The sequence below is a fragment of the Microbulbifer weihaiensis genome, from assembly GCF_048323715.1.
Lineage (GTDB): Bacteria > Pseudomonadota > Gammaproteobacteria > Pseudomonadales > Cellvibrionaceae > Microbulbifer.
This window is the reverse complement of sequence record NZ_JBLWFL010000006.1, coordinates 25,984-50,749: the sequence shown is the minus strand read 5'-3', so window position 1 is coordinate 50,749 and position 24,766 is coordinate 25,984. Positions and strand designations below refer to the sequence as shown.

Below are 24,766 nucleotides of genomic sequence, written 5' to 3'. Positions count from 1 at the left end.
GGAGGTTATCAACGGGGGGAGGCTGTGGCAATCCCGTATTGTCCCTGCGCCACATCACCCTCTATTTAATCATCGCGTCACAACTTACGTGAAATAACCCCAAAAGCAAAGAAGGCTCCCAACTGACGATGTTACGCAACTACCTGAGCATCATATGGGTACGTGGAATAGGTGCACTCAAGGCCGACGCCGAAAACTCCTATTTGGGAACCCTCTGGTGGATCCTCGAACCATTACTCCTAACTGGATTATTTTACATTACCTTCGCCACAGGATTGAGGGGTGGAGGCCATGGAGTTGAGTTCTTCTATTTTTTGATTTGCGCACTACTCCCATTCAAGTGGGCGGCTTCCTCGATCACTGGCGCCAGCACGTCAATCACCTCGAATAAAGGTATTCTCGAGCAGTTTTATTTGCCCAAATGGATTTTTCCAACAGCAGTCAACTTGTCAATGCTGCTAAGATTCCTGCTTGTGTTGCCACTAATTACCGGAATACTGCTGTTCGGCGGCTACTCCCCGAGTATTACATGGGCCTGTGTCTTAGTCGTGATGACATGCCAACTCATAGTAAACCTTGGCATTAGTTACCTGACCGCAGCCCTGGTGCCCCTTGTTCCAGATCTGAAGTATCTCGTAAGCCTGGGGGTCACCGTAATACTGTTTACATCCGGTATTTTCTTTGACATAAACAGCCGCGAAGAAACGACACAAAATCTTTTACGGCTGAACCCATACGTAGATATTTTCGACGCATATCGCTCAGTGCTGCTTCATGACATCCCAGTTACCTTTGGAGGGCTCGCCTACCCCCTCTTTTTCGGCCTAATCTGTTTTACGATCGGCTTTTCCATCCTCCGCGTATTTGACAAGTATTACCCGAGGGTCATGGTATGAATGAGGTTATGCTGTCTTTTAGCGACGTTGGTGTGGCATTTCGTCGACGACTAAACCCACTTTCCAAAAAAGAACCGGTGTTGAAAGGCATCTCATTCGAACTTTTCCGTGGAGAATCACTTGGTGTAATTGGGCGAAACGGGGCTGGCAAATCAACGCTTTTAAAGCTACTGGGCGATATAATCAAACCCGACACAGGGACAATCACCCGAAGTCCGAAAGTAAAGTCACAATTACTGTCACTCAATCTCGGATTCAACAAGAATCTCAGCGGTTATGACAACACCATTATGGCCCTTGTCACGCAAGGAAAATCGATCACCCAAGCAAAAAGCATGGCTGCTGACGTGGCCAAATTCGGCGGTGTTGAGCACCTGCTGCACCAGCCAGTAGGCACATATTCGTCTGGAGAGCGCACGAGGCTGGGTTTTTCTATCGCAATCAATACTTCACCAGATATTCTATTACTTGATGAGGTACTTGGTGTCGGAGACAAGCAATTTAAAAAACGTTCAGCCGACGAACTGAAAAAACGTGTCACTTCCGATCAAACGGTAGTGTTGGTATCGCACTCAATCAACACGCTTAAGAACCTATGTGACCGAGTATTATGGATTGAGAAAGGGCACGTAAAAATGCTCGCACCAACTGCAGAGGTAATAGAAAAGTACACCTCTGAAAGTGAAACCACATGAAATTAATTCTACACATTGGCTCAGACAAAACTGGAACGACTGCGATCCAATCAATCTTGAGCAACAACAGACAGATATTATCCGATTTGGGTGTGTGCTATCCCAACCTGACTAAAGCAACCCATCACGAAGAGCTTGCTCATGAGATTATCCGCGGCCAACAAGGATTGGCCTGGAAAGCGTTAAGAGAAATTCTAAAGCAAGATCACAAGTACGTAATCCTAAGCTCGGAAATGCTCTGTACGCTTAACAACAAGCACATCAGAGTGTTGAAAGAGTGGCTGGGCAATATCGACACTACTATTATTGCCTATATTCGCAGATCCGATGAATATCTGGAATCAGGGATTAAGCAACGCTTAAAAGGCCTCCAATCCAAAGAAGATTTTTCCCGATTCTACCTCAAGTATAAGTGGATCCCGGCAATTTTTTGCCCTCAAGTCTACGCATCCGCATTTAAATCACGTTTTATATTTAATTGGCTCAAGGTATTCAGGAAAGATCAGATTCGGGTTCGCCCGTATAACAATACGCAGTGGAAGGAAAACAACATATTCCAGGATTTCCTACATACTGCGGGTCTGGAAAATTACTCTGAACACTTAAAAGGTATTTCCCAGAAGAAGAATGTCACCCCCGACATATATACTATATACGGAGTAGCCTTGTTCAACAATTCATCCCGCCCGACCGTAAAAACAAAATTTTCTGAAACCATCATCAACAAGTACCCGAGTGAAAATCACTTAATAAGCAGCTATGCCAAAAGGTATCTCGCATTAAAAATATCCCAGTTGTACGCTAAAAGGCTCTTTAAGGATTTCAATGTAAAACTGCCAGTGAACGAGATAGCCAAGGAAAGCCACAGGCCAAGCATGAGCTCAATAATCAATATTGGGCAATCCCGACTCATTGAGTTCGCAATAACGCAGCAAAAACAGATTAATCAGCTGAAGAAAAGGAAAACATAGCTCTGGCTACAACACCCACCCATTAAACACAAGTCATGCCTCAAACCGATATGAAAATAGCCAAGAGTAACCGAGGAAAAATACTGTTCTGCACAATGCAGTACGGAGCCGGCTATGCTCAAGGAACTGAGAAGTACCTGAAGAATCTCACTTCCGAGCTAACAAAAATGGGATACGAGTGCATAATTGCGGCAGGGAATCCAAAAAATAGATCAACGTCAATCAAACACAATAAAGATAGCGAAATTCCACACATAGAGCTCCCTACATACGGATGGACAACCCTGCTAGGGGGCAATATCAGTAGTTACGAGCAGTTACTAAAGGAAGTCGCACCTGATTTTGTTCATATGGCCAATCCAGCTCATATTGGTATAAATGTTCTGGAGGCCGCAAGAAAACTTAAAATCCCATACTTTATAACAGCCACCGATTTCTGGTGGATGTGCCCTAAGCACACCCTAACCTTACCCACCCTTTCTTTTTGTAATGGCTTTCGGGACTCTGAAAGCTGCCGCAACTGTATAGTCCAAACTCACCCAAACAAGGCAGTGAAGAAAATGTTTTCGGCTCGCCCAACAAGAGCAATAAGTACTATAGGGTTGCGATTGGTAAATCATCTTCGAGGTTATGCACCTAGCCATTGGGAAAATAGAAATCGAATTCTCTATTCGGTTCTCTCAAGTGCAAAATGTGTGATCTGCCTATCCCGAACTGGACAGAAAAAGCTCACTGATTTCTTCAATCTGAAGAACACTATATATCTACCAGCGGGTCTATCAAGCGACTGGTTCCAGGAGAAAGATACAAAAGAGCGCAGAAGTAAACATGTCTTAGGCTATCTAGGAGCAATCGCACCACACAAGGGGCTGCACACGTTGACTGCCGCGATCCGATCACTCCCGAAAGAAGTTGAACTTGTCGTGGCCGGGCCGATCGCAGATAAAGAGTACTTCAGGGACTCAATACGCGGCATCGACAACTTAAGATATGTAGGCGCAATAAACGAGAAAAGTGCAGTCAAATTCATGGACTCCCTGGATCTACTGGTGTTACCCAGTAACAGCCCGGAAAACCAGCCCCAGGTATTGCTGGAAGCAATCGCACGTAAAATACCGGTGGTATCGAGTTCCACACCGGGATGCGCGGAAATATTAAACGAAAGCTCACTGTTTACGACGAATGACAGCTCACGCCTGGCCGAGCGAATATTGAAATTCCTGGATCACCCAGAATACTTTTTCCACACTTCTAAAGTTTTATCTGTTGAAGAAATGGCCCGCGAGACAACAGAGCTTTACTTAGCTCGGCATACCGCCACCTAAAAATCAGCGGCAAGTTCAAAGTCATGAAAAAAATACTAATTTATGAGGCGATGCCGGACATTGAGCGCGCCAAAGTAATAGTTAACCTGGCGCTAAAAGAGATAGGTGATGGAAATGAAGTCCTCATATTTGTTGAGGAGGAAGTTCAACTATTAAGCCGCAATGGGTTGAACACGCCACACACAATATCTTGCAAAAATATAATAAAGTCGATTATTGCCCCAACGGGAATACCGTTCTATGTGTTGCCAAAACTGAAAAAAGCCAGGGTTGTTTTTCCGAAAGACCCTGAATCAATCATGAAGTCGATCCGTGAACACCGAAATCGAGCAACGATACCACTACTCAAGGCCTACAATCCGGATGAAGTCCATGTTTGGAATGGACTGGCTCACTTTCAACAAGATTTCATTCAAACAGTTAGGTCGGCAAACCCAAATCAGTCTTTCGTATTCATGGAAGCAGGATGGTACCCACAAAAAGCCCATTATTACCAGGATCCTAACGGCGTTAACGGCGCCAGCTCCATATCAGAGACCAGCCCTCCCCCACTAAGCTCCGATGAAAGCCAGGAGGTAAAAAAATGGAAAGCCGAATTCAGGAAGAAAAATGGCGATCACAAAATAAAGAATAAAGAATATATCTTTATTCCTCTTCAATTAGAAACCGACACCAACATAGCACTGTTTTCGCCATTTAAAACCATGCGTGAATTGCTTGTCTGGGTGATAAGTAACACAACGAAAGCAACGCAAATAGTAGTTCGACCACACCCACTTGACGATCAGATTGATTACCATCAAATCGCTAACTTGAGCGACCGGATAAGCATAGATACGACAAGCGATCTGCACAAACTTCTTGCAGAGTGCAAACTGGTAATTGGAGTAAATAGCACCGTACTTCTAGAAGCATTGATATACCATAAACCGGTAGTAGCTCTGGGCCGCGGTGTATTCAGTTCATCACCGGCTATTTATAAGCACGATATAAACTATAGGTTAGATATAGAAAAATTACATTTCAATGAGGAACGGGCAGATGAACTAATCAGCCTTCTATTAGCCCGCCAAGCCCCTCTCCCAAGTATGCAGCTCTCAACCATCGCCCCTCGGACAATAAGGTCTTCTTTGAGCCGCGAGCTTACGACCCAATACGGGAAAGTGGATCAAAAAATTGCCCAGACCTTAATCAAACTGAAACAATTTATTCTCACCAAATAAACAAAATTGTAATCTTAAATCGCGAAAATGTTTCTACTGAGATCAAAAAGAAGCCTTAACCTCTGAGTTAATTGGCAAAATTTCTTTGATCAAAAATGCAATCAAGGCTTTTAATCCAAAGCCTGAATGGTAGAGGGCGTGACGCGACACATGGAACTGACTCAAGTATTTCCTGATAGCAGAGCAGAAAAGGCAAAGGGACCAGCCTCAGCCTCAGCCTCACCCGCCCCCGACCTAAACAATAAGACCTTTAAAATTAACCATGTAATGTCTAGCGACATTCATAGCGGAATATTTTCCGCAATCCTAGGTTACTTTGAAGAATACCTACCAGAAAACTATACCCAAGTGGTCTCTAAAGAACCGCTGCCAAACTGCGATGTGTACCATTTCCACCGACCACAGTTGGCACAACATATCCCCAAGAACTCTCTTTGTACCGTCCATCATGACCTGAAGGATCAGGACAAGTGGCTATCAATTGATAAATTCATCCAAGCTTACCAATTGTGCTCACGCGTTGTATGCATAAACAAAACACAGCAAAGAACTTTAAATGATCAATTTGAAATACGTAACACAACCGTAATCCCTCACGGAGTAAACAAGGGAATATTTTCCAAGCCTATCCACAAACCAAACTCCAACATAAAAACATGTTTAGGACTAATATCTAAAAGATATGCCAGAGGCGTGAAAGGCGAATTTAGACTGTATGAAATCGCCAAACGGTTAAACCCGAGCGAATTTAGTTTTTTTCTTGTTGGAGAACAACGCTATCTAGACGCAAAGAAATTGGCGAATCTTGGCTTTGATGTTCAATGTTTCGAGGACATGCCCTACAGCTTGATCCCTCAAGTATACAATCGGATAGATGCGCTATTGATATTATCGAATTTTGAGGGTGGGCCCGCAAACATACCGGAGGCAATTTACTCAAAGACACCTATCATTTCGACACCTGTCGGCATGTCGATTGACGTTCTAAATCCAGAAAAATTGGAGAATGGTTTTTTTCTGGATGACGACTTCGATTCCGCCGCCGACCAAATTTCGGCATTCAGAAAAAAAACCAAAAGTTTCTCTTTTACCAATGTCCCGGACTGGGCACAAATTATAAAAATGTATCAACTTGAATATGAACGGATATTAGAAATATGAACTATGAAATCCTAATTTCAGACTCTCTTCATATTCACGAAAAAAATTTTAAACCTGTATTTGAGCACTTCAAGAGATCAAACATTTCATTCAACACTTACTCAAAAAACAACAATCACCGAAATGAATCGATAGACAAATGCATCAGTGGCGATTCGGAAACCAGTCTAACTATTCGGACACATTCAAAGCGTTTCAACAGAATGGATGATGATGCGTTCTTTAACTATACTCATAGAGGGTTAAGGATATTAACGGTTGTTGAGCTTGAGATCTTAAACAACCTAATCTCCGAAGGGAATTTTCATTATCAATTCTATTCACAACGCGAATTTTTCGATTACTGCTTATCGCACCATAGAAAAAAACTCAAAAGCGCATATGCTCTGGCGGTATTCTGGGTTGACAGGTGGTTCGAAGAGCTAAATACAAAAAATTATCGCTACGCACTGGTATTCTCGGGTTCAACGATATCCGCATTCTCGCTATTAAAGACGTGTCAGTTTTTTGCCACAGAACCGCTGATTTTGGAAACATTTTTCACCGGGCGGCATTTTTACATAGAAAACAGATATACACCTATACCTAACAATTCCGAAATAAAATACATTTGCCCTGAGTATACCATTGAGTATGACACTATTCGCTGGAGAAGGACGAATGAAGCGATAAGGAAAACTGGCGTCAACAACAAAAATGTGAAGCAAAGTAAACAAGGAGATAAATTCCAGTTCGAACCAGGATTTCTTCTCTTGCTTTGCCAAGTATCCAACGACTACTCAATTATCAACCAGAGATACCCCAAAAGATCTACAGTTGATGTATACAAAAAGTTAATCGATAAAATTATAAATGAGACATCCTATAATTTAGTGATTAAAACTCACCCCTGGGAGCGCAACAACTTAAAATATACTGAATACAACACTTACAGTATTCTCTCTATTTACAAATTAGAACTTCCGAAATCCGCGCAAATGAGAATTCACATTGTCGAGGATTGTAATATTGTACAGCTCATAGAAAAGTCAGAGACAGCGCTAGGCATCTGCTCACAGTCACTACTGGAAGCATGCTTCTATGGAAAGAAGCCAATTGTTGTAAATAACGCTTTTTTCTCCGGCAAGGGATTCACATATGACATGCCTGAAATAAATCACATACCAGAATTGGTAAACGATGAAAAGTTTACTGGCTTAATCTCATTAGATGAATATAAGAGTTTCATGAATTTTATTAACCAGACATTACATGAACACCTAGTTGAATCGGATCATTATTCCGAGGCCAAGCTATCTAGAATCTTCATGGGGTGTAGAAGCAGCGCAAGATCTCATTACCCTATCAACAAGGAGGAGAAGTTTAGTTATTTAAGTCAATCCAGCTTTTGGAAAAGAAATGTCTTGAAGCTAATAGAAAACCCAAAGCAGGTGTTTGCTGACGTAAAGAACATATCCAGATCTTTGATACCCGGGTTTAGAAACTAAAACCGAGATTGGAAGAAAAAATGAAGAAAAGATTCCACATATCATGCTGCGGCCGTAGTGGCAGCAAATACATAGCACAAGCATTACGCAGTATGGGCTTCTCGGTACTTCATGAAATGGGTGACGATTGGCCTTACCCAAAGGAATATGGAATAAAATATATAGCGCAGAACCCTAGAATGTTCCGGAACTTTGACACAATTGTCGGATGGAAGTGGTCAATTTTAACTCCGAGATATTCAGAATCATTCCCAATCCAATTTCACATGGTTCGAAACCCAATTTCTGCCATTGAATCTGCAACGACTCATTCAGATGCTTTGTTTAATCAGGTTGAGAGACACTTGGGAAAACCAAACTTTCTGTCCTCTTTCGATGACGAGGAGAACATCCGGTTGGGTCGCGCGGTAAACTATTGGATCAGCTATAATCAGAGGTTTTCTGCTGGAAAGCCAATTTTGCGCATCGAAGACTTTTCCAAGGAGGGAAGAAGCTTAGAAAAATTTTGCGAGATCCTAAATCTACCGACCAGTATTGGTTTACTCTTAGAGCATTTACCTAAAGATCTCAACACAAGAAAAATGGCAAATAGAAGGGTGGGTTTGAATTGGAGAAAACTGCATGAAACTTTCCCACAACAAGCGGAAAAAATATTAAGCATGGGGATACAATATGGCTACGAGATACAGACTGAAGCAGTTTAGCAAAGAACCTCCCGTCTTACGTTAATCTAGCATTACCATTAATTTCTGTGTTAATGCTTATCCTCGCGGTCTCTTAGCACTATCGAAATTCGAGGAGTAAAGCAAACACCAAAAGCTTTGCCACCAAAAAAACTAATTGTTATTAATCCTCATAGAAAATACTTTAAAAACGTATCTGGGGGAGGCAATCGGAACCGGCGTTAAACACTCAATTCAAACTATTTCAAACGTTGCCTGCTCCCCCCAATGCGCGATCTTTAGAAAAACACTATATATCAGAGCAATTTAAAAGCTGACGCACTTCCCCAAGTTGCTCTAACGTTTACATTTTAATCCAGTAGCACGCAGGGTCTTTCTGGATTTCTTCAATATCGGATCTGTATTTTTCTACCAGCCTCCGCCTTTGCGAATCAGTAAATGGATTAAATTCCGTTTTTTCCGTTTCCTGCTCATGGGCATCCAAAAAACGAACCAGAGCTTTCGTTTGACTCTTAGAGTAATTGTTCGAAAACTCATTTATTAATTCATAGGCTTCCAAGCTAAGCTTAGCGCGCCTCACAGCGGGCGAAAGTTTCGCAGGCTCCAGAGGAATTGATACCCCAAACCATCGTTTAAAATATTCTTCCTCATTATTTATAAAATACGAGAAATCATTACAGTAGATATTTGATTGAGGAAAGGCCGCTTTCACATCTGCAACAAGCTGTAGCCAACCGTGATTATCCAGATCAATTCCATTTATATAATTATCAAATGTTTGGAAATGGAAATGACGCAAACTCTCTGAGTACCTAGAAATGAGGTATGTAGCGTATTCTCTCAGGGTGAGATATAGTGAAACATTGATGCCATCAAAAATAGAAGCCAAAAGCTCCAATCGAGCGCGAGCATTAGGATACAACTTCCCGCCGACAGGCTTTCTCGTGTCACCTAAAATATTTTCGTCAGAGAGGATTAATAGTTTGCCATCCAAATGTGGCTCAAGAAACTGCCATACTTCGCTTTTAGAAAACTTTTCCTCTGTTAGTTTTGAAGTGACATTTTCCCGTAAAGATGAAAGTTTTACGTATGAAATATTATCCTTTTTCAATCGCGCTTTGCTATTGAGAAGACGTGACTGGAGGTAGGTGGTAGCCGTCTTGTGCACACCTAAATGAACAATAATTTCTGGCTTATCTTGCATCTTGTACTATCCAACAGCAAAAAAGGGTTAGCAAAAGGTTAATCGGTTATTTCAGGTTACTTTCCCGCCTGGTCATTTCTAGGACAACTTCTCTAAAAAGGATGTCAGGCTGTAATTTTTCCCAGCTCTCGTGTTCATAACCCACTTCAGGTGTATTGACGTCCGAAATTTTAAACTTGGTCATAGATGGCCAAGAAAGATCTTCACTTGATTCCAAGCCCACGTAAATAACATCCTTATATCTATTCCTGGCAACTTGTAAATCTGACAGCTGTGCAACAAGAACATGCAACTTCAATCCCAGCGCAGCCGCCTCCGTCGCCACCGCTGAAATATCTGCCAACACAAATTCATATTCGGCTAAATTTAAAACGTTTACTTCTCTGATTATAATTGACGCAGGTAGCCTTTTCGTGAGTTTTGAGCTTTGAAATCGCCTCGCGATGTTTGACCCACTTTGAAGCTCAACTTCAATAGCAATACCGTCATCACCAAATCGGTTGTATAAAGCCATTATTAGGTCATTCAAATAAACGACGTAATTTCGGTTTTTTATCGCAGTTGATGGGTGGGGCCGTATAACCACAACCTGGATATCATTCTTTTCAACCAAATCAAGAAAATACTGCTGAGTCTTACCAAAAGGTAAACTTGAATATTCTTGTTCAGGCATTCCGCCCTCCCAAGTTGGTGCATATATTAAAGAACCGGGCCGACCGTCACGTTCTCTACGGGGCATGTACGGCATCCCAATCTGAATACATCGACTAGCCACGTCAGACTGTGAGAGTATAGAACTTAAAACCAGTTTTTCTTTCGCACGCGGCCCTGCCACACCGATGTAATCATACATCCTCAACATAGGGTGCTCACACGCACCTTTCTCACTTTGTCCATGGCCTAAAAACACGTGTAGCGGAGTGCGGTTAACCATTAGAAGGCTATTTGAGGCAGAATTAAACACATAGAATATGTGCGATACGTTTTTTAAATCCAGCTCAGTAAATGAATTGATCGCGAGGTAGGGGATACCCAGTTTATCTAGTGAAGTCGTTACTTTTCGCAGGCTTTTGGCATATTTCACAATAACGACGCCTACTTCTGACGTAGCCAAGAAGTTAGAGTTATACCAACGTGCCACCTGTAACGTGGAGCTCTCATCACTATTGTCGACATAGAGCAGCTTTCGATATCTCGCGAGAAAAACTGACACTCGATCTTTTTCAATTAAATTAGAGGGGTCCACATCAGAGCCCCCGGTGTCAGGGGCCCAAAATGATTTCCCAATCAGAACAGACTTCCGAATTTTTTGGGCATACCCCCAAAAACGGGAATAGTAGAGGTCAAGCTTAATCACTGCGAATCAACTTTCGAATACAGATTCAATTAAACGCTGAGATGCCTTTCCATCATCCAGGGATGTGAACTTATGTGATAGCCGCTCTATTTTGTCGGCAAAATCTCGACTGCCATTTAGCCAAGACTTAACTTTCTCAACAAGCTCAAACTCTGTTCGAACAAACAGCTCATCAAATTCCTTCTCTAAGTCAATGTAGATCCCTCTATAGTCTTGGTATTTTTCATAGTCATATGCATACAAAAATACCGGTCTCTTTAGGTTTAGATAATCAAAAATTGAAGAAGAGTAATCAGAAATCATAATATCCGAAACGGCATACAACTCTTCTATGCTTGGCCACTCATTTACGTCAACCACCCTTACACCGTCTGAGACTAAGCCTTCTCGCCCTTTCCTAAAGTAGTGTGAGCGAACCAAGATCACTGCATCAACACCGATTTCCGCTATAAAACGGTATGGGTCAAACTCTGGCACATGACTCTTATCGTAGTCCCGGAAAGTGGGCGAATAAAGAATCACTAGCTTGTTCTTCGGAAGCCCTAACTTTGCTTTAATATCGAGAATTTTATTGTCATCCAATTTACAAAGAAGATCATTCCGCGGGTAACCAATTTCTAAGAGCTTATAGTCAAAGGGGAAAGCTCCTCTCCACAGCTCACTGGAATATACATTTGAGGAAATCACATAGTCCCAACGGGCGCACCTATGAGCAAACCACTTTGGAGATAGATCATTTGCTCTAGATTCCCTGATCAGGTCGTATCCCATTTTTTTCATGGGAGTTCCATGTTTAGTCTGTATATGTACCTGCCCTACTCTTTTAACAACAAAGTTCGGGAAATTGGCGTTGTTAATGAAATACTTTCCAACTGCCATCAAATAGTAGTACTTTAGAGAATACGGCCTAACTATGTGGTAGCCGGGTTTTACCCTGATCCCATTCTTAATGATCCAGTATTTTTGAATATCTGGACGCACATTCTCAAGCTCGTCGGAGATGGCTTTAGGGTTACATGCGATTTGACTATCCCAATAGGCTGAAAAAATCGCTATTTCTGATTTAATCGGCAGCTTTAGAAAAACATGCTCATAAAGCTTTGGGTAAACAATTTTTTTGAGTCGAGACTCTTGTTTTCTAACCCAAGAAGTTACATGGGTTTTCACCGAAAACGCTTTACGGACTAACGGCCTAACATTTTTAAAAATTGAGAGTGCTGTCCGGTTACCCATCATGAGAACGGGATATCGCCAACGTAACCTAGGGTCAGACGAAAAATTGAAGTCCTCTAAGTTATAGTCTAAGGCAAGTGCATGCTTGCGGATTTCAGACCCCGCTCGCAAAGCAAACTTATCTCTCAGTTTCTCAGGGATTCTGTCTGCACGCTCGAATGACATGTTTACGACATGCTCAACAAACCGGAAAAAGCACTCTCTCTTGCATTCTTCATTTAATAAATGGCTAGCATACTGCTTTTGCCTGGCAAACAATTCACTGTACCGATCAAATATTTCAAAGTGCTTTTCTGTTGAGGAATTCAGAATTGAACCCGGGCGCTGGTAATAGTAATAACCTGCGTAGTTTTCTAGCGTTATATTCGCGTCGACAGACAGTATGTAGTATGTCCACGGAATATCTTCATAATAACCTTCACCAAACCTAATCTCCTCGCGTTTGATAAACGCCATACTGTAAAGCTTATTCCAAGCCACATTTAGATTTTTAAATATTTCAACCCTATCGCCATCAGTCAATTTTTTATTGGCCAAACGATCAAATAGGTCGGTTCTCCAATTCATTCGGGTATAGCCAGAAGGCCAGGCACGTTTGTGATTGAATATCACAACATCCGAGCCATGATGCTGAGCATTATTCATTGCGCGCTGCAGCAAGTCTACTTCGATCCAGTCATCGCTATCTACAAAGAGGATATATTCACCAGAAGCACAATCTATTCCGGTGTTGCGAGCGGCCCCCAACCCCTTATTTTGGTCGTGCTTAATATACTTAAAAGCGACGCCTTCATTTTCGGCAATAACTTCTTGGCAAATAGTTCCACTGTTATCACTAGAGCAATCATCTACGATGATAATCTCAATTTCCCGATAACTTTGTGCGACGATTGATTTCAGGCACTTCCTGACCTGGCCCTGGACATTAAAGACAGGGACAATAATACTTACTAATGAACCGCAGGCTTTCATAATGAATTATCTCGCATCTATGTTCACAAATTAGCTGACGGTAGTAGATCGAACGACATCGATAATCTTTGTCGTCGAGATCCCTTCAGTTCTGGGAAAATAGTGAACTTTGCAGAGATTTGAATAATGGTCAAACTTACCGGCCCAGTCATCGCCCATAACTAAAACATCAGCTTTATGCGCGATGATGTATTCGCCTTTTAGCTCCAGGGACTCTTCGAGAAAAACCTCATCGACACAATGCAGTGACTCGACTATTTTCATCCGATCCGATTCATTATAAATTGGTGGCCGGCCTTTTTTACTGATATTAAGTGCATCAGAGGACACACCAACAATTAAGTGAGTACCCAGTTCTTTTGCTCTTTCAAGAATATTTACATGTCCAATATGGAATACATCAAATGTTCCGAATGTGATTATTCTCATTACTTCCCCTGGATCTCTCTAAAAAATTAAAACCTGAAAACTTATTCTGCCCAGCCGAGCTTAGACCTACATGTTTCGTAGAAATTGTGATCTATAGGATGAATCAATGTGAGTCGGTGAGGCTTTTTATGGATACGAATAACATCACCAGGTTCTGTAACTACCTGATCATGCCCATCGCAGGTCACATATGAGTGAGTGACATTTTGCTCACTAATTATGATTTTGAATTCGCTACTACCTTCAACAACAATGGGTCGGCTACTTAAAGTATGTGGATTAAGTGGCACTACTACTATTGCATCCAATTTGGGATGCATTATTGGCCCGCCTCCGGAAAGCGCATATGCGGTTGAACCCGTCGGGGTAGAGACTATTAGGCCGTCAGAACGCTGCGTATAAACAAATTGGCCATCAATAAAAAGGTCGAACTCAATCATGCGGATATATTCACCAGGGTGAATAACCACATCATTTAGTGATGAGCCTTTGCCTATGGGCTTGCCACCGCGAGTCACAGACATATCTAGCAGGAAGCGGCTTTCCGCCATGTACTTGCCGGATAGAACCTCTCCTACCTTCTGCTCAATTTCATCAGGCGTAATGTCTGTTAGGAACCCCAAACGGCCACGATTTATTCCCAACAAAGGAACGCTGAATTTGGCAAGCGCCCGTGCGGCAGCCAATAGACTGCCGTCACCTCCTACGACGATCACGAGGTCACAGAGTTCCCCCAGTTTCTCTTTGCTGGACACTCTGGCACGGTGGTCTGAGACGTCGTCCGCCGTATTCTTTTCGAGCACAACTGAATAGCCCTCGCGCTGAAGGAACGTCATCAGGCGTTTAAGGGAAAGCACAGCGCTATCACTTTCTGTACGTCCAATCAGGCCAATATTCTGAAATTCCGACACCGCTCCCCCAAGGTGCCCGAATTTGGGCTATTGCAGTTAGATTAAATTCGTTCCCATCGACATCTGGCTAGATTTCAGTCAATTTACTTTTAACTGAACACAAAACAACCAATGCCATTAAATGTGACAGACGATTATGCCTGACCGTAAAGTATGAGTCGAACACGATACTGGGCTAAGGATGATTGTGCGGTCACCGCACATGCTGATCAAAAAGTGGGCATCCCGGGCGGTAATGGCCACTTCACTTTTAAACCACGCCGACCTTGTAAACCACCAGTATGGATTAACAGAACCCTTAGTTTGCGCCCTTTTTGCACAGTTTCATCGAGCTTGCAGCGTTCACGTAGTGCATATGACAGCTTCGCTGTATAAACGTGATCGAGATCAAGGGCAGTAAGACTCTCAAACTCTCGCTGAAACTCTGTAAGGTTCTGATCATACTTCCCATAGCCACCATGATCTGCCCCAACAATCAGCTCGAAAGAGCCTGACCTCCCCTCAGGGGAGGTAATTTGCGCCGCCGTGGCTCTGATAGACTTTTCAGCTTTTAGTACCGGGACACCTACCAACTTCATACTTTCGGGCAACACGGATGCAAGCGCCCCGAGAGTAAGCCCTGTTCCACAGGCCAACCAGCATTCATCAATATCTACGGGAGCGGTCTTTGTAATAATCGACCCCAGCAATTGCACACCCAGGGCACCGTAAGAATTCGCTCCGCCCTCTGGCACATACCAATTGCCAGCTCCCAGACGATCAAGGTACACCAGGAAGTCAGGAGTGCCTCGCTCCCGGTATATGGATCGAGACACAAACTTCAACTCCATACCAAAGCGTTCCGCATCCTGAAGCATGGCACTTAAGGCTGGCGGGCGCTCCCCCCGGATAATACCAATGGTTCTGAAGCCAAATCGCTGACCTGCAGCCGCAGTCGCGTGAATATGGTTCGACCAGGCCCCACCACAGGTCACGATAGTATCTTTGCCCAGCCTCCTCGCTTCCAAGAGGTTGTAGATCAGCTTGTAGGCTTTATTTCCGGAGATGAGTGGATCAATTAGGTCATCGCGGCGAACCCAAAGATCGATACCCGGAAATAGTTCAGACTGGATTTGCTGGTATGGGACATTCGTTGCCGCGCTTAAAAAAGCATCAAGACTGAGTTCAGTGAGATAACGGATCATTTTTTTGACGCTTATGCAGGCAGGGGCAGCTCGCCGGACTCAAGAAATAGGGACCGCTCAAATGTTCTGGATTGAACGCCGCCACCCGACTTGAGCAAAAAAGAGACACCTTCCTGTGAGGATTCGGCTGTGACTTCGGCTTCAATTGTTGGAGGACGGCGGAGCAATGCGCACGGATCGAACAGCGCGACGTTAACGGCCTCCCCCCCCATCAAGGGCAACTGTCCAATACCGGCACAAAGTGCGCGCGCAGATGGCGCCTCGAGGCCGTGAATACCGCACTGCCGCATCTGAGAGCCAAGCTGCTGGCAAAAGCGGTACTCCGTGGTATGGGTCAATTGAGGCCAGCATTCCCGCCAACCGTCTGCCTGTAACCTGACACCGGGATCAGCGCAATACTTGGCCGAAAACACCTGGTGGTAGCTGGTTACAGGCCTTTCAGGCGCCTGCTCCATGTCATTCAGGAACAATAAGCGGTAGTAAGCAGCTTCCGCGAGAACCGTGTCGACTGTTTTGCTGCCATAGAAAATCCCGGTTTCTGCAGTACCCCCAAAGCGGGATCCCCAAGGTAAAGGTGGGTAACGAAATGGTGTCGCGAGAAGATAGTGGAGAAGTTCACTGCCGGGAAGCCGTGCCGGCTTACTCTGCTCGAGAAGGTTCTCCAGTATTTCCTGCTTCTGCAGGCTGTCGACCAAACTCCTGGTGGCAACTTCTTCCTGAGACTCGATAATACGATACAGACGCCCGACAAGCCGGGTAGCCGACTGGCGTATCTTATCCCTCAGGTCGATCAAACCTTACCTCGCATAGCATCCAGATAGGTGACTATTCTTACCAACCCATCAATGCGACATGCCAGGTCTTTGGGTACCCCATTCAGCGCACGATTTGCAGTAGCAAACCAGGTTTTGGCCCCCTCTTCTCCACCCATCAATACAAAAGCAGACCGGTATGCTCGCACCAACAAAAGCGCCAGCTGCCCTTCCGCACTTTGAGGGGACAGGCCGTCTCTGCGGCGCAGAGTGCGGTCATCCAGATGGATAATCTCTCCGAGCTCTTTCTTTTTCAGCCCCAAATGGTTGGCAGTGCTAAGCGCTGCCTCTAGTAAGACCTGACTTTCTGATGGGGTTGGGTTACTGGCAGGGTTTGCCATAATGTCTCCGCAGACAAAAAAGGACACATGTCCAAATATATGCTCAAAAAGGACATGTGGCAATAAAGGCGGTAACACAGCAGCACCGGAGAACTCTGAGCATAAAACTCTGAGCATAAAACTCTGAGCATAAGGCGGTGGCTTCGCAGGAAGACTGACGGTGACAGGGCGGGGGCAAACCGGGAAGGAAGCTGGGCGCAGCGTGTGCGAAGGGTTCTGATTTCATCAGATACAAAAAAGCCCCACTCTCGCGAGCGGGGCTTTTTTGTATCTGGCGGACCGGACGGGACTCGAACCCGCGACCTCCGGCGTGACAGGCCGGCATTCTAACCAACTGAACTACCGGTCCGCGGTAGCGCATCTCTCTTCAGGACTCTTAACCTAAGAGTGAGAGATGGTGGGTGGTACAGGGGTCGAACCTGTGACCTACGCCTTGTAAGGGCGCCGCTCTACCAACTGAGCTAACCACCCAATTCGCTGTGGGGCTGTACCCCTCGAGCGACGCGCATAATACCCGACTCCAATTTTGTGTCAACAATTTTCGCGCCAAAAGTGGAAAAGAATCTGTTACCAGCCGATCTCCTTTCCGCCAGGGAAGCTTGGACTCAATCCGAACCCCGCGTTTCTTCACCTGGCTGAACGGACACCGGGGTCGCCAACACCTCCTCAGCACCACCTTGCGGCGACTCCTCAGCTAACTGGTCGGCCGGCAACCGGTAGTCAACACCAACTTGATGCCCTGCTATCGTAACAGTCCCACCGCGGAGAAATAGCGGATCGCCTGGCTGCCCCTGGCCAGGCTCATTGTAGTTACACACACCATCCGGAAACACTCTGCGCAAATCATCTATACGATCAATCAGCGCAGAAGTTGCCATGCCATATACGCCTTTGGCGATCGCCCTCTCAACCGGCTGTAACGAACACTTGAAGACATCTCCGGTAATTGGACCACCAGCCATTTGTCGCGATGTACTGTAAATTGGGTATTGCTTCATACATGCCCCGGTTGGCTGATGATTCCACGCCCCGTTCCATACACCTTTGCCTGCCGCAATGACATTACCCTGATCATCAAAGCAGCGATCAGTCGCCTCAACCGGGCGGTTGCCGGCCACACCACGCTCAGGATGCTCCGCAATCCTTTGCATCCAGTGATCAATGATATCCAGGGCTTCATCGACTGGGTCAAAGTCCTTGTGGCTCACCCAGATCAGCTGGTTGTCTGCATGTCCACGCGCCCTCTTGATACGCTCGCGAGTCGCGAATGACGCGAGGCTATGATGCATGTCCAGCTCATCCTCGAGATAGTGCCGCACATCCACAACCGGGATCTCAATGTCCCCCAGAAATACATGCCCCGAACGATAGATTCCACGGATTGCCTCAAGGCTTGCAACGCTTCGGGGCGCAGGGTTATCCATATTCCCCAGGTTCATGTTGTGCTCACTCCACACCGACAAATTCACCGGGAACACGTCACCATTCATAAACCACAGGTTTTCGCCGCCCTGCTCCGTGGGCTCCTTCCAGCCACCAACAGTCGCGTTTAATTCAAGAAATTCATCAACGCCTAACTTACCTTCCTGCAAGGCAACAAGGCCGTACTGAACTCCCTGATTATCCCAGGTGCTATTTGCGTAGCCATCGCGCCCTGCCCCATAAAACGGCCGCAGATCCTCCCAGTGCGTCCAATGGGTTTCATTCGCGACTTCGTCAGCATAACTTTTACTGAAGTGAACAAAATTTGGATTGTTCACTAACGGCACCAAGCCCCGCCAACCCTGCACACATTCCGATGCGCCATCAGCCACCCCTCGATATCGACCATCGAATAAGGCTGCCGCTTTTTCCAATACAGCAAAACGGTGTTCAAAATCCTTTTGCGCCGCCAACCCCAATACCGGCGTTCTCGCGGTGACGTCACGCCAACGAGGGTTGGCTGCGTCAACGACATCAAAGAAGTATTCAAGTGGCTCGCAATCAAAAACATAGATGGTCTGACTGACCATATCGGGATATGAATAGAGAGGAAGCGCCGCATCAATAACGCCAGGCGCATTTTGGGCGATTAAATACTGCTGGATGGCACCGCCGGAACCACCTATACCTACCGTATATAAAGGCTCACCGTATAACGCCTCAAATTGTTTCTTCAATCTCCGCGCGGTGTCTTCCGCAAGCCAGATATTGTAGTGGTTACTGGTCTGGTTAGCCGTTGAATAAACGACTGCGTAACCTCTCGCCAACTGATCTTCCCGACGCTCAAAAATAGAACTTTTCCCTATGTCGCCCTGCCGGCGACCCACACCTACCCCGCCTCGAAACTGATAAATCAGGCGCCGGTTCCAATTGCTGGAATTTGGCTTTTCCGCAGTTTCTCCGTCGCCACGCAACACAGCGATCGCGTAGAAAAAGCGATTGATGGTGCCGGTCTCGAAGCGCACGACAAAGTCAGTGGTTTTGCCATTGACCGTAACCCGGTCAATGTCGCCCTGTGCCTCTTCTAACGGGTGAAACCTTCCATCGTTTGAGCTGCGATAGAAATAAGAGACGGCTGTATTGTGACTGCAATCTCGGCTGTAACCTGTAATTTCACCTGTTTGCTTACCCTCATCGTCCAGGGCAAAGACTGGTATCCCTTCTCGCTCATGGTTGTCTACCAGCGGCTGCAAACCAGTAATGTCATTCTCCCCGCACAAGAACGGATACGTTGAAGGACCGGAAAAAAGGGTCTCAACAGGGCCAGTCGCCCCAACCGGGATAGGAAACGGGAAATATTCTGCGGGGCGCCCTGATTTTCGCGGATGCTCACCACTGTACGCCGCTAAAGGAGTATGATCCAACGCCCCTGCAGGGACACCCAGGACGGGCGCCTTGGGAACACCGGGGATTCTCGGGAGTTTCTCGTATCCGTACCAGACACCCACAGCAAGCAGCAGCGCCACAGACACCATCACCGCAGAGAGAATCCTTGCTCTCCAAGACATATTCGCCTCCATCAGAATGCAGATCCATGCAACGGCACAGGAATGCTCCTGCCGCTACACATTGAGTATATGTGTCGCGATGGAAATCGTTGGCGAGATGGCGGATAAGGCAACTTAAGGAAATGGGGACGGGACGGTATCGCCTAAAATTCAAGCCCATTACGCTTGAGCCAGAGTGGAAAAATCGCAGCGATACAGGAAATAAAAAAGGAACGAGGAAGGACTGCCAGGCCCCCATGACGGCGGCCCGGCAATTAAAGCGCGCTACCGTTAAACGATGATGCCGCGCTCCTGCAAAGACTTGATGACGGCTTCAACTTCATCTTCCAGCGTCATCTGATCGGTACGCAGATGCAGCTCCGGATTAACGGGCGCTTCGTACGGGTCATCAATGCCAGTAAAGCCACGGATCTCGCCTGCACGCGCTTTCTTGTACAGACCTTTAGGGTCACGAGCTTCCGCCGCCTCAAGAGAGCAGTCGATGTAAACCTCCATAAAAGGAAGATCACTTTCATCGTGCATCTTGCGCACCAGGGCACGGTCGTCAAAGTAAGGGCTAATAAAGCTGCTCAGCACAACCACGCCAGTATCCGCAAACAGACGAGAGATTTCTCCCACACGGCGGATGTTTTCCTGGCGGTCTTCAGCGGAGAAGCCGAGGTTGGAGTTAATACCGTGGCGAATATTGTCTCCATCAAGACGGTAGCTCAACACGCCACGCGCGGCCAATGCCTTTTCTACGGCGACAGCTACTGTGCTCTTGCCGGAACCGGAAAGACCGGTAAACCACAGAGTCACACCTTTATGACCAAGCATCGCAGCTCGGTCACCACGGCTGATTTCACCGTCATGCCAATGGATATTGGTCGCTTTGCGTTCAGCTACTTCTGTCACTTTTATCCCCTAAACAATTGAAAGCGCTTCCCAGCAAGTCCCCCTTGAATGGAAAGCTAAAAATTGGCGACATTATCCTAGAAAGCCTCGCCATAGGTAAAGGCGACCAATAGAACAATTAACATGGAAAAACAAAAAACCCGGCATAAAGCCGGGTTTTAGGGACCAACTAGGGTCATATATGGGGTGGCCGACGGGGATCGAACCCGCGACCTCAGGAGCCACAATCCTGTGCTCTACCAACTGAGCTACGGCCACCATAAAGAGGTAATCAGTGTCTTGTGGCAACACTGTCTGTCTGGCTATGTCAGACCAAGCCTACACTGCGCCAGGCAGCTTTATCATCGACTAAGCCGATGAATGGGTAGTCATGCGCTTAAAGCTCGCTGCAGACTTCCAATCCTTGCCGATCTTATTGCCATATAATAATGGCACGCCCGGCAGGACTCGAACCTGCGACCATCCGCTTAGAAGGCGGATGCTCTATCCAGCTGAGCTACGGGCGCATGATAACCCGGCAATCTGGTCGGGGCAGAGGGATTCGAACCCCCGACATCCTGCTCCCAAAGCAGGCGCGCTACCAGACTGCGCTATGCCCCGATTCTCTTTCAGAAGGTTGCCCCCCTGTTGGAGAGCGCGCATATTACTTGCGCCCCCCTAGGCTGTCAACGCCGCTAAGCTATTATTTTTAAAGAAATTTTAAAGTCGCTCACGGTTTAATCAGATTGTTGACTGAATAGGGAAATTGTTCGCGGCCTGTGCGAAAATAGCGTCCTTTCATTAAGCTTCGCAACCAACCCCTACTAAGTCGCGCACTTGCACTATAAATCGCTGCAGGCCGCCGGCTTTATGATCAAGTTGAGTAAATCCTTATGTCTGCATTGGTTCTGGACGGCAAAGCCCTGGCTCAGAAAACTGAAGAGGAACTGTCTGCGCGGGTTGCCGCGCTGAAAGAGAAGAGCGGCGGCCAAACCCCGATTCTCGCCACCATTCTGGTGGGGGACGATCCGGCTTCCGCAACTTACGTAAAAATGAAGGGCAACGCCTGCCACCGCATCGGCATGGACTCGATGCAGGTCGAACTCCCCTCTTCTACTACCACCGAACAACTGCTCGACAAGATTGCGGAGCTTAATGCCAACCCCAACGTGCACGGCATTCTGCTGCAACACCCGGTACCGGAACAGATCGATGAGCGAGCCTGTTTTGACGCCATCGCACTGGATAAAGACGTCGACGGCGTCACCTGCCTCGGCTTTGGCCGCATGGCCATGGGCGAAGAGGCCTATGGCTGCGCGACCCCCAAAGGCATCATGCGCCTTCTTGAAGCCTACAATATTCCCATGGAAGGCAAACACGCCGTGGTCGTTGGGCGCAGCCCGATTCTCGGCAAGCCAATGGCGGCCATGCTTCTGAACGCCAACGCGACGGTCACCATCTGCCACTCCCGCACCCAAAATCTGGCCGAGCACATTCGCCAGGCCGATATTGTCGTGGGCGCGGTGGGCCGCCCGGAGTTCATTAAGGCGGAGTGGATCAAGGATGGCGCCGTCGTTGTAGACGCGGGCTATCACCCCGGCGGCGTCGGCGATATCGAACTCGCACCTCTTGCCGATCGTGTCGCAGCTTACACCCCGGTGCCCGGCGGCGTTGGCCCGATGACCATCAACACGCTGATTTATCAATCTGTAGATTCCGGTGAGCGCAAGATTGGCTAATAACAAAACTTTGCGACTGGACAAGCTGGTCAGTCAGGTAACCGACCTTTCACGAGCAGAAGTCAAACGTGCGGCCCGCCAGGGCCGCATTTCTGTTAACGGGGAAGTCATTTCCGATCCCGCTCAGAAGGTGCTCGAATCAGACACCGTTACCCTGGACGGAGATGCCCTGCATGAACCCGGCCCGCGCTACTTTATGCTGAACAAGCCTCTGGGCTATGTCTGCGCGACGAAGGACGGCGAACATCCGACGGTCCTCGACCTGATTGATGAGCCCAACAAGCAGAAGCTGCATATTGCCGGCCGGCTCGATATCGATACCACCGGCCTGGTGCTGATCACCGACGATGGCCAGTGGTCACACCGTATTACCTCTCCACGCCACCATTGCGAGAAAACCTACTACGCACTGCTGGCTGAGGGTATCGATGACAGCGCCATCGAGAAATTCGCCAAGGGTATATGGCTGAACAACGAGAAAAAGCGAACCAAGCCGGCAAAGCTTGAGATCCTGTATCGCAACGAGGTGCGCATTACCATCAGCGAGGGCCGTTACCACCAGGTAAAACGCATGTTTGCCGCACTGGACAATCGCGTGCTGGAACTGCACCGGGAGCGCGTCGGCGATATCGTTCTGGACGAAGATTTGCCAGAAGGCGAATACCGGGCACTCACCAGTGAGGAGATTGCAGGTATGGGCGCGCAGGAAAGTTAATTAAAGATGCTCTCCCTTCTTGCCCGCCTGGTTTCCCAGGCATCAGAAGCCACACTCTGGATCGCGGACGAAAATAGTAAGCCGTTACTGCAACCGGGCCTGTCTTACCGCGGCACACTGCTCAGCAACCGCTGGGACATTGTGCAACAGGCTCGCCGTTGCGGGATCGAGGCGTATTTCAATGACTTTGACCTCGCCGCCATCCAGAAACCCTACCAGCAGATCATCTACCCTGTGTCCAAAGAAAAAGCGGCGGTTCACCATGTGATCAACGCTGCTGCACGTTCTTTGCCGAGCGGGGGAGAGCTCATCCTGCTCGGCGAGAAAAACAGCGGGATAAAAACCTACGCGCAAAAAGCCGCTCAGCGATGCAAGGTGGCGAAAAGTATCCAGAAGCACGGCAATGACTATCTGAGCATCTCCACGATGTGCCCGGATAGTTCCCTGGGCACGCCGCTGGATGACAGTGATTACAGTGCCCTGCAACAACCTGATGCGCTCGGCGGCCTCTATTCAAAGCCGGGGCAGTTTGGCTGGAATAAAGTCGACGCTGGCAGTGCCCTGCTGACAGAACACTTTGCTGCGTTCCTACCGGCGCCTGGGGCACAGATTGTGGATCTCGGGTGTGGTTATGGCTACCTCAGCGCACGCATCGCGAAACTGGGTGATTTCTCACTCACGGCTACCGACAACAATGCCGCGGCGCTGCGTGCCTGCGCGGAAAATTTTGCACAGCTGGATATCAAGGGCAATGTCTTGCCCGGGGATGCAGGCTCGGAAGTTCCGACCGGCAGCGCGGATCTGGTGATTTGCAACCCGCCATTTCATCAGGGGTTTCAGGTAGAAGGTGATCTAACGGATCGCTTCCTGCAGCAGGCCGCCCGCATCCTCCGCCCCAGAGGTACCGCGCTGTTTGTTGTGAATGAGTTCATTCCCGTAGGAAGGAAAGCCCAGGGGATTTTTACCCAGACAAACTGCGTGGATAAGGCGAAGGGATTCTGCGTCTATCAACTGACCAAATAGGATCGCCAATCCCTTATCGCAGGGAACACTGCTTAACCGGATGCCAAGCTAGTAATCTCGCAGGTTAAACAGGTTCATCGACAGGGTGTGCTCTTCCAACTGCTCAAGTTCAAGCAATCGCTCCAGAGCATGCCTTGCCGATGGGGTATCGACCCCGTTGAGCAGATCCCGATACTGGTCGGCCAGGTACATCTCGATCTCCATCGCCACCTGGCCGATGGCTTCGACATCCCGGATATCGAGGTTACGCAACCGCTGTAGCAATTCTGGCTCGCGGCCCTCTGGCGCGAACTGCACCCAGGTGTGCAGCGCACCTTCGCCGATATCCTGGCGGAAGTTTTCCAGCGTGTGAATCATGGAGTCTTCACGCCGTTTAAGCTGATCCAGCAACAGTGTGGCGCGTTCGTCGCCGGCCAACTGTTCGAACTCTTCGTATTGCTGGCTTAACTTCAAGTGGAACTCCCTCCCCTCCTGAATCACATCCTCCAAGGTTTTGTAGCGCATCAACGAATCCCGGGAAAATAACTGCCTAAATCCAGTAT

Annotated in this window: 22 protein-coding genes and 5 tRNA genes; 11 read left to right on the top strand and 16 right to left on the bottom strand. The window is 47.1% G+C overall.

The features are described from left to right. The first annotated feature begins 128 nt into the window (after window positions 1–128). The 8 genes from ACNKU7_RS08445 to ACNKU7_RS08410 all read left to right on the top strand — a co-directional run bounded on the left by ACNKU7_RS08445 (window position 129) and on the right by ACNKU7_RS08410 (window position 8,462). Window positions 129–896 (top strand): ABC transporter permease, encoded by a 768-nt coding sequence (locus ACNKU7_RS08445; RefSeq protein WP_418296534.1) that lies wholly within the window; start codon window positions 129–131, stop codon window positions 894–896. Then, on the top strand, window positions 893–1,591 hold the full coding sequence (locus tag ACNKU7_RS08440) for an ABC transporter ATP-binding protein (protein ID WP_418296533.1): 699 nt from the start codon (window positions 893–895) through the stop codon (window positions 1,589–1,591). The genes ACNKU7_RS08445 and ACNKU7_RS08440 overlap by 4 nt, the downstream gene beginning before the upstream one ends. Then, a complete protein-coding gene (locus tag ACNKU7_RS08435) occupies window positions 1,588–2,562 on the top strand; it encodes a hypothetical protein (protein ID WP_418296532.1) in 975 nt (324 codons plus the stop codon). The genes ACNKU7_RS08440 and ACNKU7_RS08435 overlap by 4 nt, the downstream gene beginning before the upstream one ends. A gap of 50 nt (window positions 2,563–2,612) precedes the next feature. Continuing rightward, entirely contained in the window at window positions 2,613–3,887 is a 1,275-nt protein-coding gene (locus ACNKU7_RS08430) for a glycosyltransferase (RefSeq protein WP_418296531.1), read from the top strand. Window positions 3,888–3,910: 23 nt separating this feature from the next. Next, a complete protein-coding gene (locus ACNKU7_RS08425; protein WP_418296530.1) occupies window positions 3,911–5,110 on the top strand; it encodes a capsular polysaccharide export protein, LipB/KpsS family in 1,200 nt (399 codons plus the stop codon). A gap of 150 nt (window positions 5,111–5,260) precedes the next feature. Then, window positions 5,261–6,271: a glycosyltransferase gene (locus ACNKU7_RS08420; RefSeq protein ID WP_418296529.1), complete on the top strand. Its 1,011-nt coding sequence runs from the start codon at window positions 5,261–5,263 to the stop codon at window positions 6,269–6,271. Continuing rightward, a complete protein-coding gene (locus tag ACNKU7_RS08415; protein ID WP_418296528.1) occupies window positions 6,268–7,758 on the top strand; it encodes a capsular polysaccharide export protein, LipB/KpsS family in 1,491 nt (496 codons plus the stop codon). The genes ACNKU7_RS08420 and ACNKU7_RS08415 overlap by 4 nt, the downstream gene beginning before the upstream one ends. Window positions 7,759–7,778: 20 nt before the next feature. Next, window positions 7,779–8,462, top strand: a complete 684-nt coding sequence (locus ACNKU7_RS08410) for a hypothetical protein (protein ID WP_418296527.1) — start codon at window positions 7,779–7,781, stop codon at window positions 8,460–8,462. 322 nt (window positions 8,463–8,784) lie between these two features. Here the strand turns inward: ACNKU7_RS08410 and ACNKU7_RS08405 are convergent, their stop codons facing one another. From ACNKU7_RS08405 to ACNKU7_RS08335, 15 genes are all read right to left on the bottom strand, one after another. Next, window positions 8,785–9,645: a hypothetical protein gene (locus ACNKU7_RS08405; RefSeq protein WP_418296526.1), complete on the bottom strand. Its 861-nt coding sequence runs from the start codon at window positions 9,643–9,645 to the stop codon at window positions 8,785–8,787. Between the two features lie 46 nt (window positions 9,646–9,691). Continuing rightward, window positions 9,692–11,002, bottom strand: a complete 1,311-nt coding sequence (locus ACNKU7_RS08400) for a hypothetical protein (protein WP_418296525.1) — start codon at window positions 11,000–11,002, stop codon at window positions 9,692–9,694. Between the two features lie 6 nt (window positions 11,003–11,008). Beyond that, window positions 11,009–13,207: a bifunctional glycosyltransferase/CDP-glycerol:glycerophosphate glycerophosphotransferase gene (locus tag ACNKU7_RS08395; RefSeq protein ID WP_418296524.1), complete on the bottom strand. Its 2,199-nt coding sequence runs from the start codon at window positions 13,205–13,207 to the stop codon at window positions 11,009–11,011. A gap of 30 nt (window positions 13,208–13,237) precedes the next feature. Next, window positions 13,238–13,636, bottom strand: coding sequence for an FAD synthase family protein (locus ACNKU7_RS08390; protein ID WP_418296523.1), 399 nt, complete (start codon window positions 13,634–13,636; stop codon window positions 13,238–13,240). 41 nt (window positions 13,637–13,677) lie between these two features. Beyond that, window positions 13,678–14,547: an NAD(+) kinase gene (locus ACNKU7_RS08385; protein WP_418296522.1), complete on the bottom strand. Its 870-nt coding sequence runs from the start codon at window positions 14,545–14,547 to the stop codon at window positions 13,678–13,680. A gap of 209 nt (window positions 14,548–14,756) precedes the next feature. Then, window positions 14,757–15,731: a 1-aminocyclopropane-1-carboxylate deaminase/D-cysteine desulfhydrase gene (locus ACNKU7_RS08380; RefSeq protein WP_418296521.1), complete on the bottom strand. Its 975-nt coding sequence runs from the start codon at window positions 15,729–15,731 to the stop codon at window positions 14,757–14,759. Between the two features lie 11 nt (window positions 15,732–15,742). Then, complete coding sequence (locus ACNKU7_RS08375) at window positions 15,743–16,525, bottom strand: RES family NAD+ phosphorylase (RefSeq protein WP_418296520.1); 783 nt, start codon at window positions 16,523–16,525, stop codon at window positions 15,743–15,745. Continuing rightward, on the bottom strand, window positions 16,522–16,884 hold the full coding sequence (locus tag ACNKU7_RS08370; RefSeq protein WP_418296519.1) for an antitoxin Xre/MbcA/ParS toxin-binding domain-containing protein: 363 nt from the start codon (window positions 16,882–16,884) through the stop codon (window positions 16,522–16,524). The genes ACNKU7_RS08375 and ACNKU7_RS08370 overlap by 4 nt, the downstream gene beginning before the upstream one ends. A gap of 272 nt (window positions 16,885–17,156) precedes the next feature. Further along, window positions 17,157–17,233: transfer RNA gene (locus ACNKU7_RS08365), tRNA-Asp, on the bottom strand. 46 nt (window positions 17,234–17,279) lie between these two features. Next, window positions 17,280–17,355, bottom strand: a tRNA-Val gene (locus tag ACNKU7_RS08360). A 134-nt stretch (window positions 17,356–17,489) separates the two neighbouring features. Continuing rightward, on the bottom strand, window positions 17,490–19,874 hold the full coding sequence (locus ACNKU7_RS08355) for a DUF6351 family protein (RefSeq protein ID WP_418296518.1): 2,385 nt from the start codon (window positions 19,872–19,874) through the stop codon (window positions 17,490–17,492). A 270-nt stretch (window positions 19,875–20,144) separates the two neighbouring features. Further along, on the bottom strand, window positions 20,145–20,768 hold the full coding sequence (gene cysC, locus ACNKU7_RS08350; protein ID WP_418296517.1) for an adenylyl-sulfate kinase: 624 nt from the start codon (window positions 20,766–20,768) through the stop codon (window positions 20,145–20,147). A gap of 182 nt (window positions 20,769–20,950) precedes the next feature. Then, window positions 20,951–21,026 (bottom strand) — tRNA-His (locus ACNKU7_RS08345). Between the two features lie 171 nt (window positions 21,027–21,197). Further along, a tRNA-Arg gene (locus ACNKU7_RS08340) sits at window positions 21,198–21,274 on the bottom strand. A 17-nt stretch (window positions 21,275–21,291) separates the two neighbouring features. Then, window positions 21,292–21,368 (bottom strand) — tRNA-Pro (locus ACNKU7_RS08335). Window positions 21,369–21,640: 272 nt separating this feature from the next. On the opposite strand from ACNKU7_RS08335, the gene folD reads away from it, so the two are divergent. The 3 genes from folD to ACNKU7_RS08320 are packed head-to-tail and all read left to right on the top strand — an operon-like array spanning window position 21,641 to window position 24,224. After that, complete coding sequence (gene folD, locus ACNKU7_RS08330) at window positions 21,641–22,486, top strand: bifunctional methylenetetrahydrofolate dehydrogenase/methenyltetrahydrofolate cyclohydrolase FolD (RefSeq protein WP_418296516.1); 846 nt, start codon at window positions 21,641–21,643, stop codon at window positions 22,484–22,486. Next, entirely contained in the window at window positions 22,479–23,201 is a 723-nt protein-coding gene (gene rsuA, locus ACNKU7_RS08325; RefSeq protein ID WP_418296515.1) for a 16S rRNA pseudouridine(516) synthase RsuA, read from the top strand. The genes folD and rsuA overlap by 8 nt, the downstream gene beginning before the upstream one ends. A gap of 6 nt (window positions 23,202–23,207) precedes the next feature. Next, window positions 23,208–24,224 (top strand): methyltransferase, encoded by a 1,017-nt coding sequence (locus ACNKU7_RS08320; protein WP_418296514.1) that lies wholly within the window; start codon window positions 23,208–23,210, stop codon window positions 24,222–24,224. Between the two features lie 48 nt (window positions 24,225–24,272). Here ACNKU7_RS08320 and ACNKU7_RS08315 read toward each other — a convergent pair whose 3' ends face one another. Then, a complete protein-coding gene (locus tag ACNKU7_RS08315; protein ID WP_418296513.1) occupies window positions 24,273–24,728 on the bottom strand; it encodes a hypothetical protein in 456 nt (151 codons plus the stop codon). Window positions 24,729–24,766 lie beyond the last annotated feature (38 nt).

Bases quoted from the DNA above. Each gene is read 5' to 3' on its own strand.
- ACNKU7_RS08430 (WP_418296531.1), top strand. From the start codon at position 2,613: ATGAAAATAGCCAAGAGTAACCGAGGAAAAATACTGTTCTGCACAATG.
- ACNKU7_RS08320 (WP_418296514.1), top strand. From the start codon at position 23,208: ATGCTCTCCCTTCTTGCCCGCCTGGTTTCCCAGGCATCAGAAGCCACA.
- ACNKU7_RS08415 (WP_418296528.1), top strand. From the start codon at position 6,268: ATGAACTATGAAATCCTAATTTCAGACTCTCTTCATATTCACGAAAAA.
- ACNKU7_RS08410 (WP_418296527.1), top strand. From the start codon at position 7,779: ATGAAGAAAAGATTCCACATATCATGCTGCGGCCGTAGTGGCAGCAAA.
- ACNKU7_RS08380 (WP_418296521.1), bottom strand. From the start codon at position 15,731: ATGATCCGTTATCTCACTGAACTCAGTCTTGATGCTTTTTTAAGCGCG.
- ACNKU7_RS08355 (WP_418296518.1), bottom strand. From the start codon at position 19,874: ATGTCTTGGAGAGCAAGGATTCTCTCTGCGGTGATGGTGTCTGTGGCG.
- ACNKU7_RS08395 (WP_418296524.1), bottom strand. From the start codon at position 13,207: ATGAAAGCCTGCGGTTCATTAGTAAGTATTATTGTCCCTGTCTTTAAT.
- ACNKU7_RS08440 (WP_418296533.1), top strand. From the start codon at position 893: ATGAATGAGGTTATGCTGTCTTTTAGCGACGTTGGTGTGGCATTTCGT.
- folD (WP_418296516.1), top strand. From the start codon at position 21,641: ATGTCTGCATTGGTTCTGGACGGCAAAGCCCTGGCTCAGAAAACTGAA.
- ACNKU7_RS08370 (WP_418296519.1), bottom strand. From the start codon at position 16,884: ATGGCAAACCCTGCCAGTAACCCAACCCCATCAGAAAGTCAGGTCTTA.
- ACNKU7_RS08405 (WP_418296526.1), bottom strand. From the start codon at position 9,645: ATGCAAGATAAGCCAGAAATTATTGTTCATTTAGGTGTGCACAAGACG.
- ACNKU7_RS08435 (WP_418296532.1), top strand. From the start codon at position 1,588: ATGAAATTAATTCTACACATTGGCTCAGACAAAACTGGAACGACTGCG.
- ACNKU7_RS08390 (WP_418296523.1), bottom strand. From the start codon at position 13,636: ATGAGAATAATCACATTCGGAACATTTGATGTATTCCATATTGGACAT.
- ACNKU7_RS08315 (WP_418296513.1), bottom strand. From the start codon at position 24,728: ATGCGCTACAAAACCTTGGAGGATGTGATTCAGGAGGGGAGGGAGTTC.
- ACNKU7_RS08425 (WP_418296530.1), top strand. From the start codon at position 3,911: ATGAAAAAAATACTAATTTATGAGGCGATGCCGGACATTGAGCGCGCC.
- ACNKU7_RS08445 (WP_418296534.1), top strand. From the start codon at position 129: ATGTTACGCAACTACCTGAGCATCATATGGGTACGTGGAATAGGTGCA.
- ACNKU7_RS08420 (WP_418296529.1), top strand. From the start codon at position 5,261: ATGGAACTGACTCAAGTATTTCCTGATAGCAGAGCAGAAAAGGCAAAG.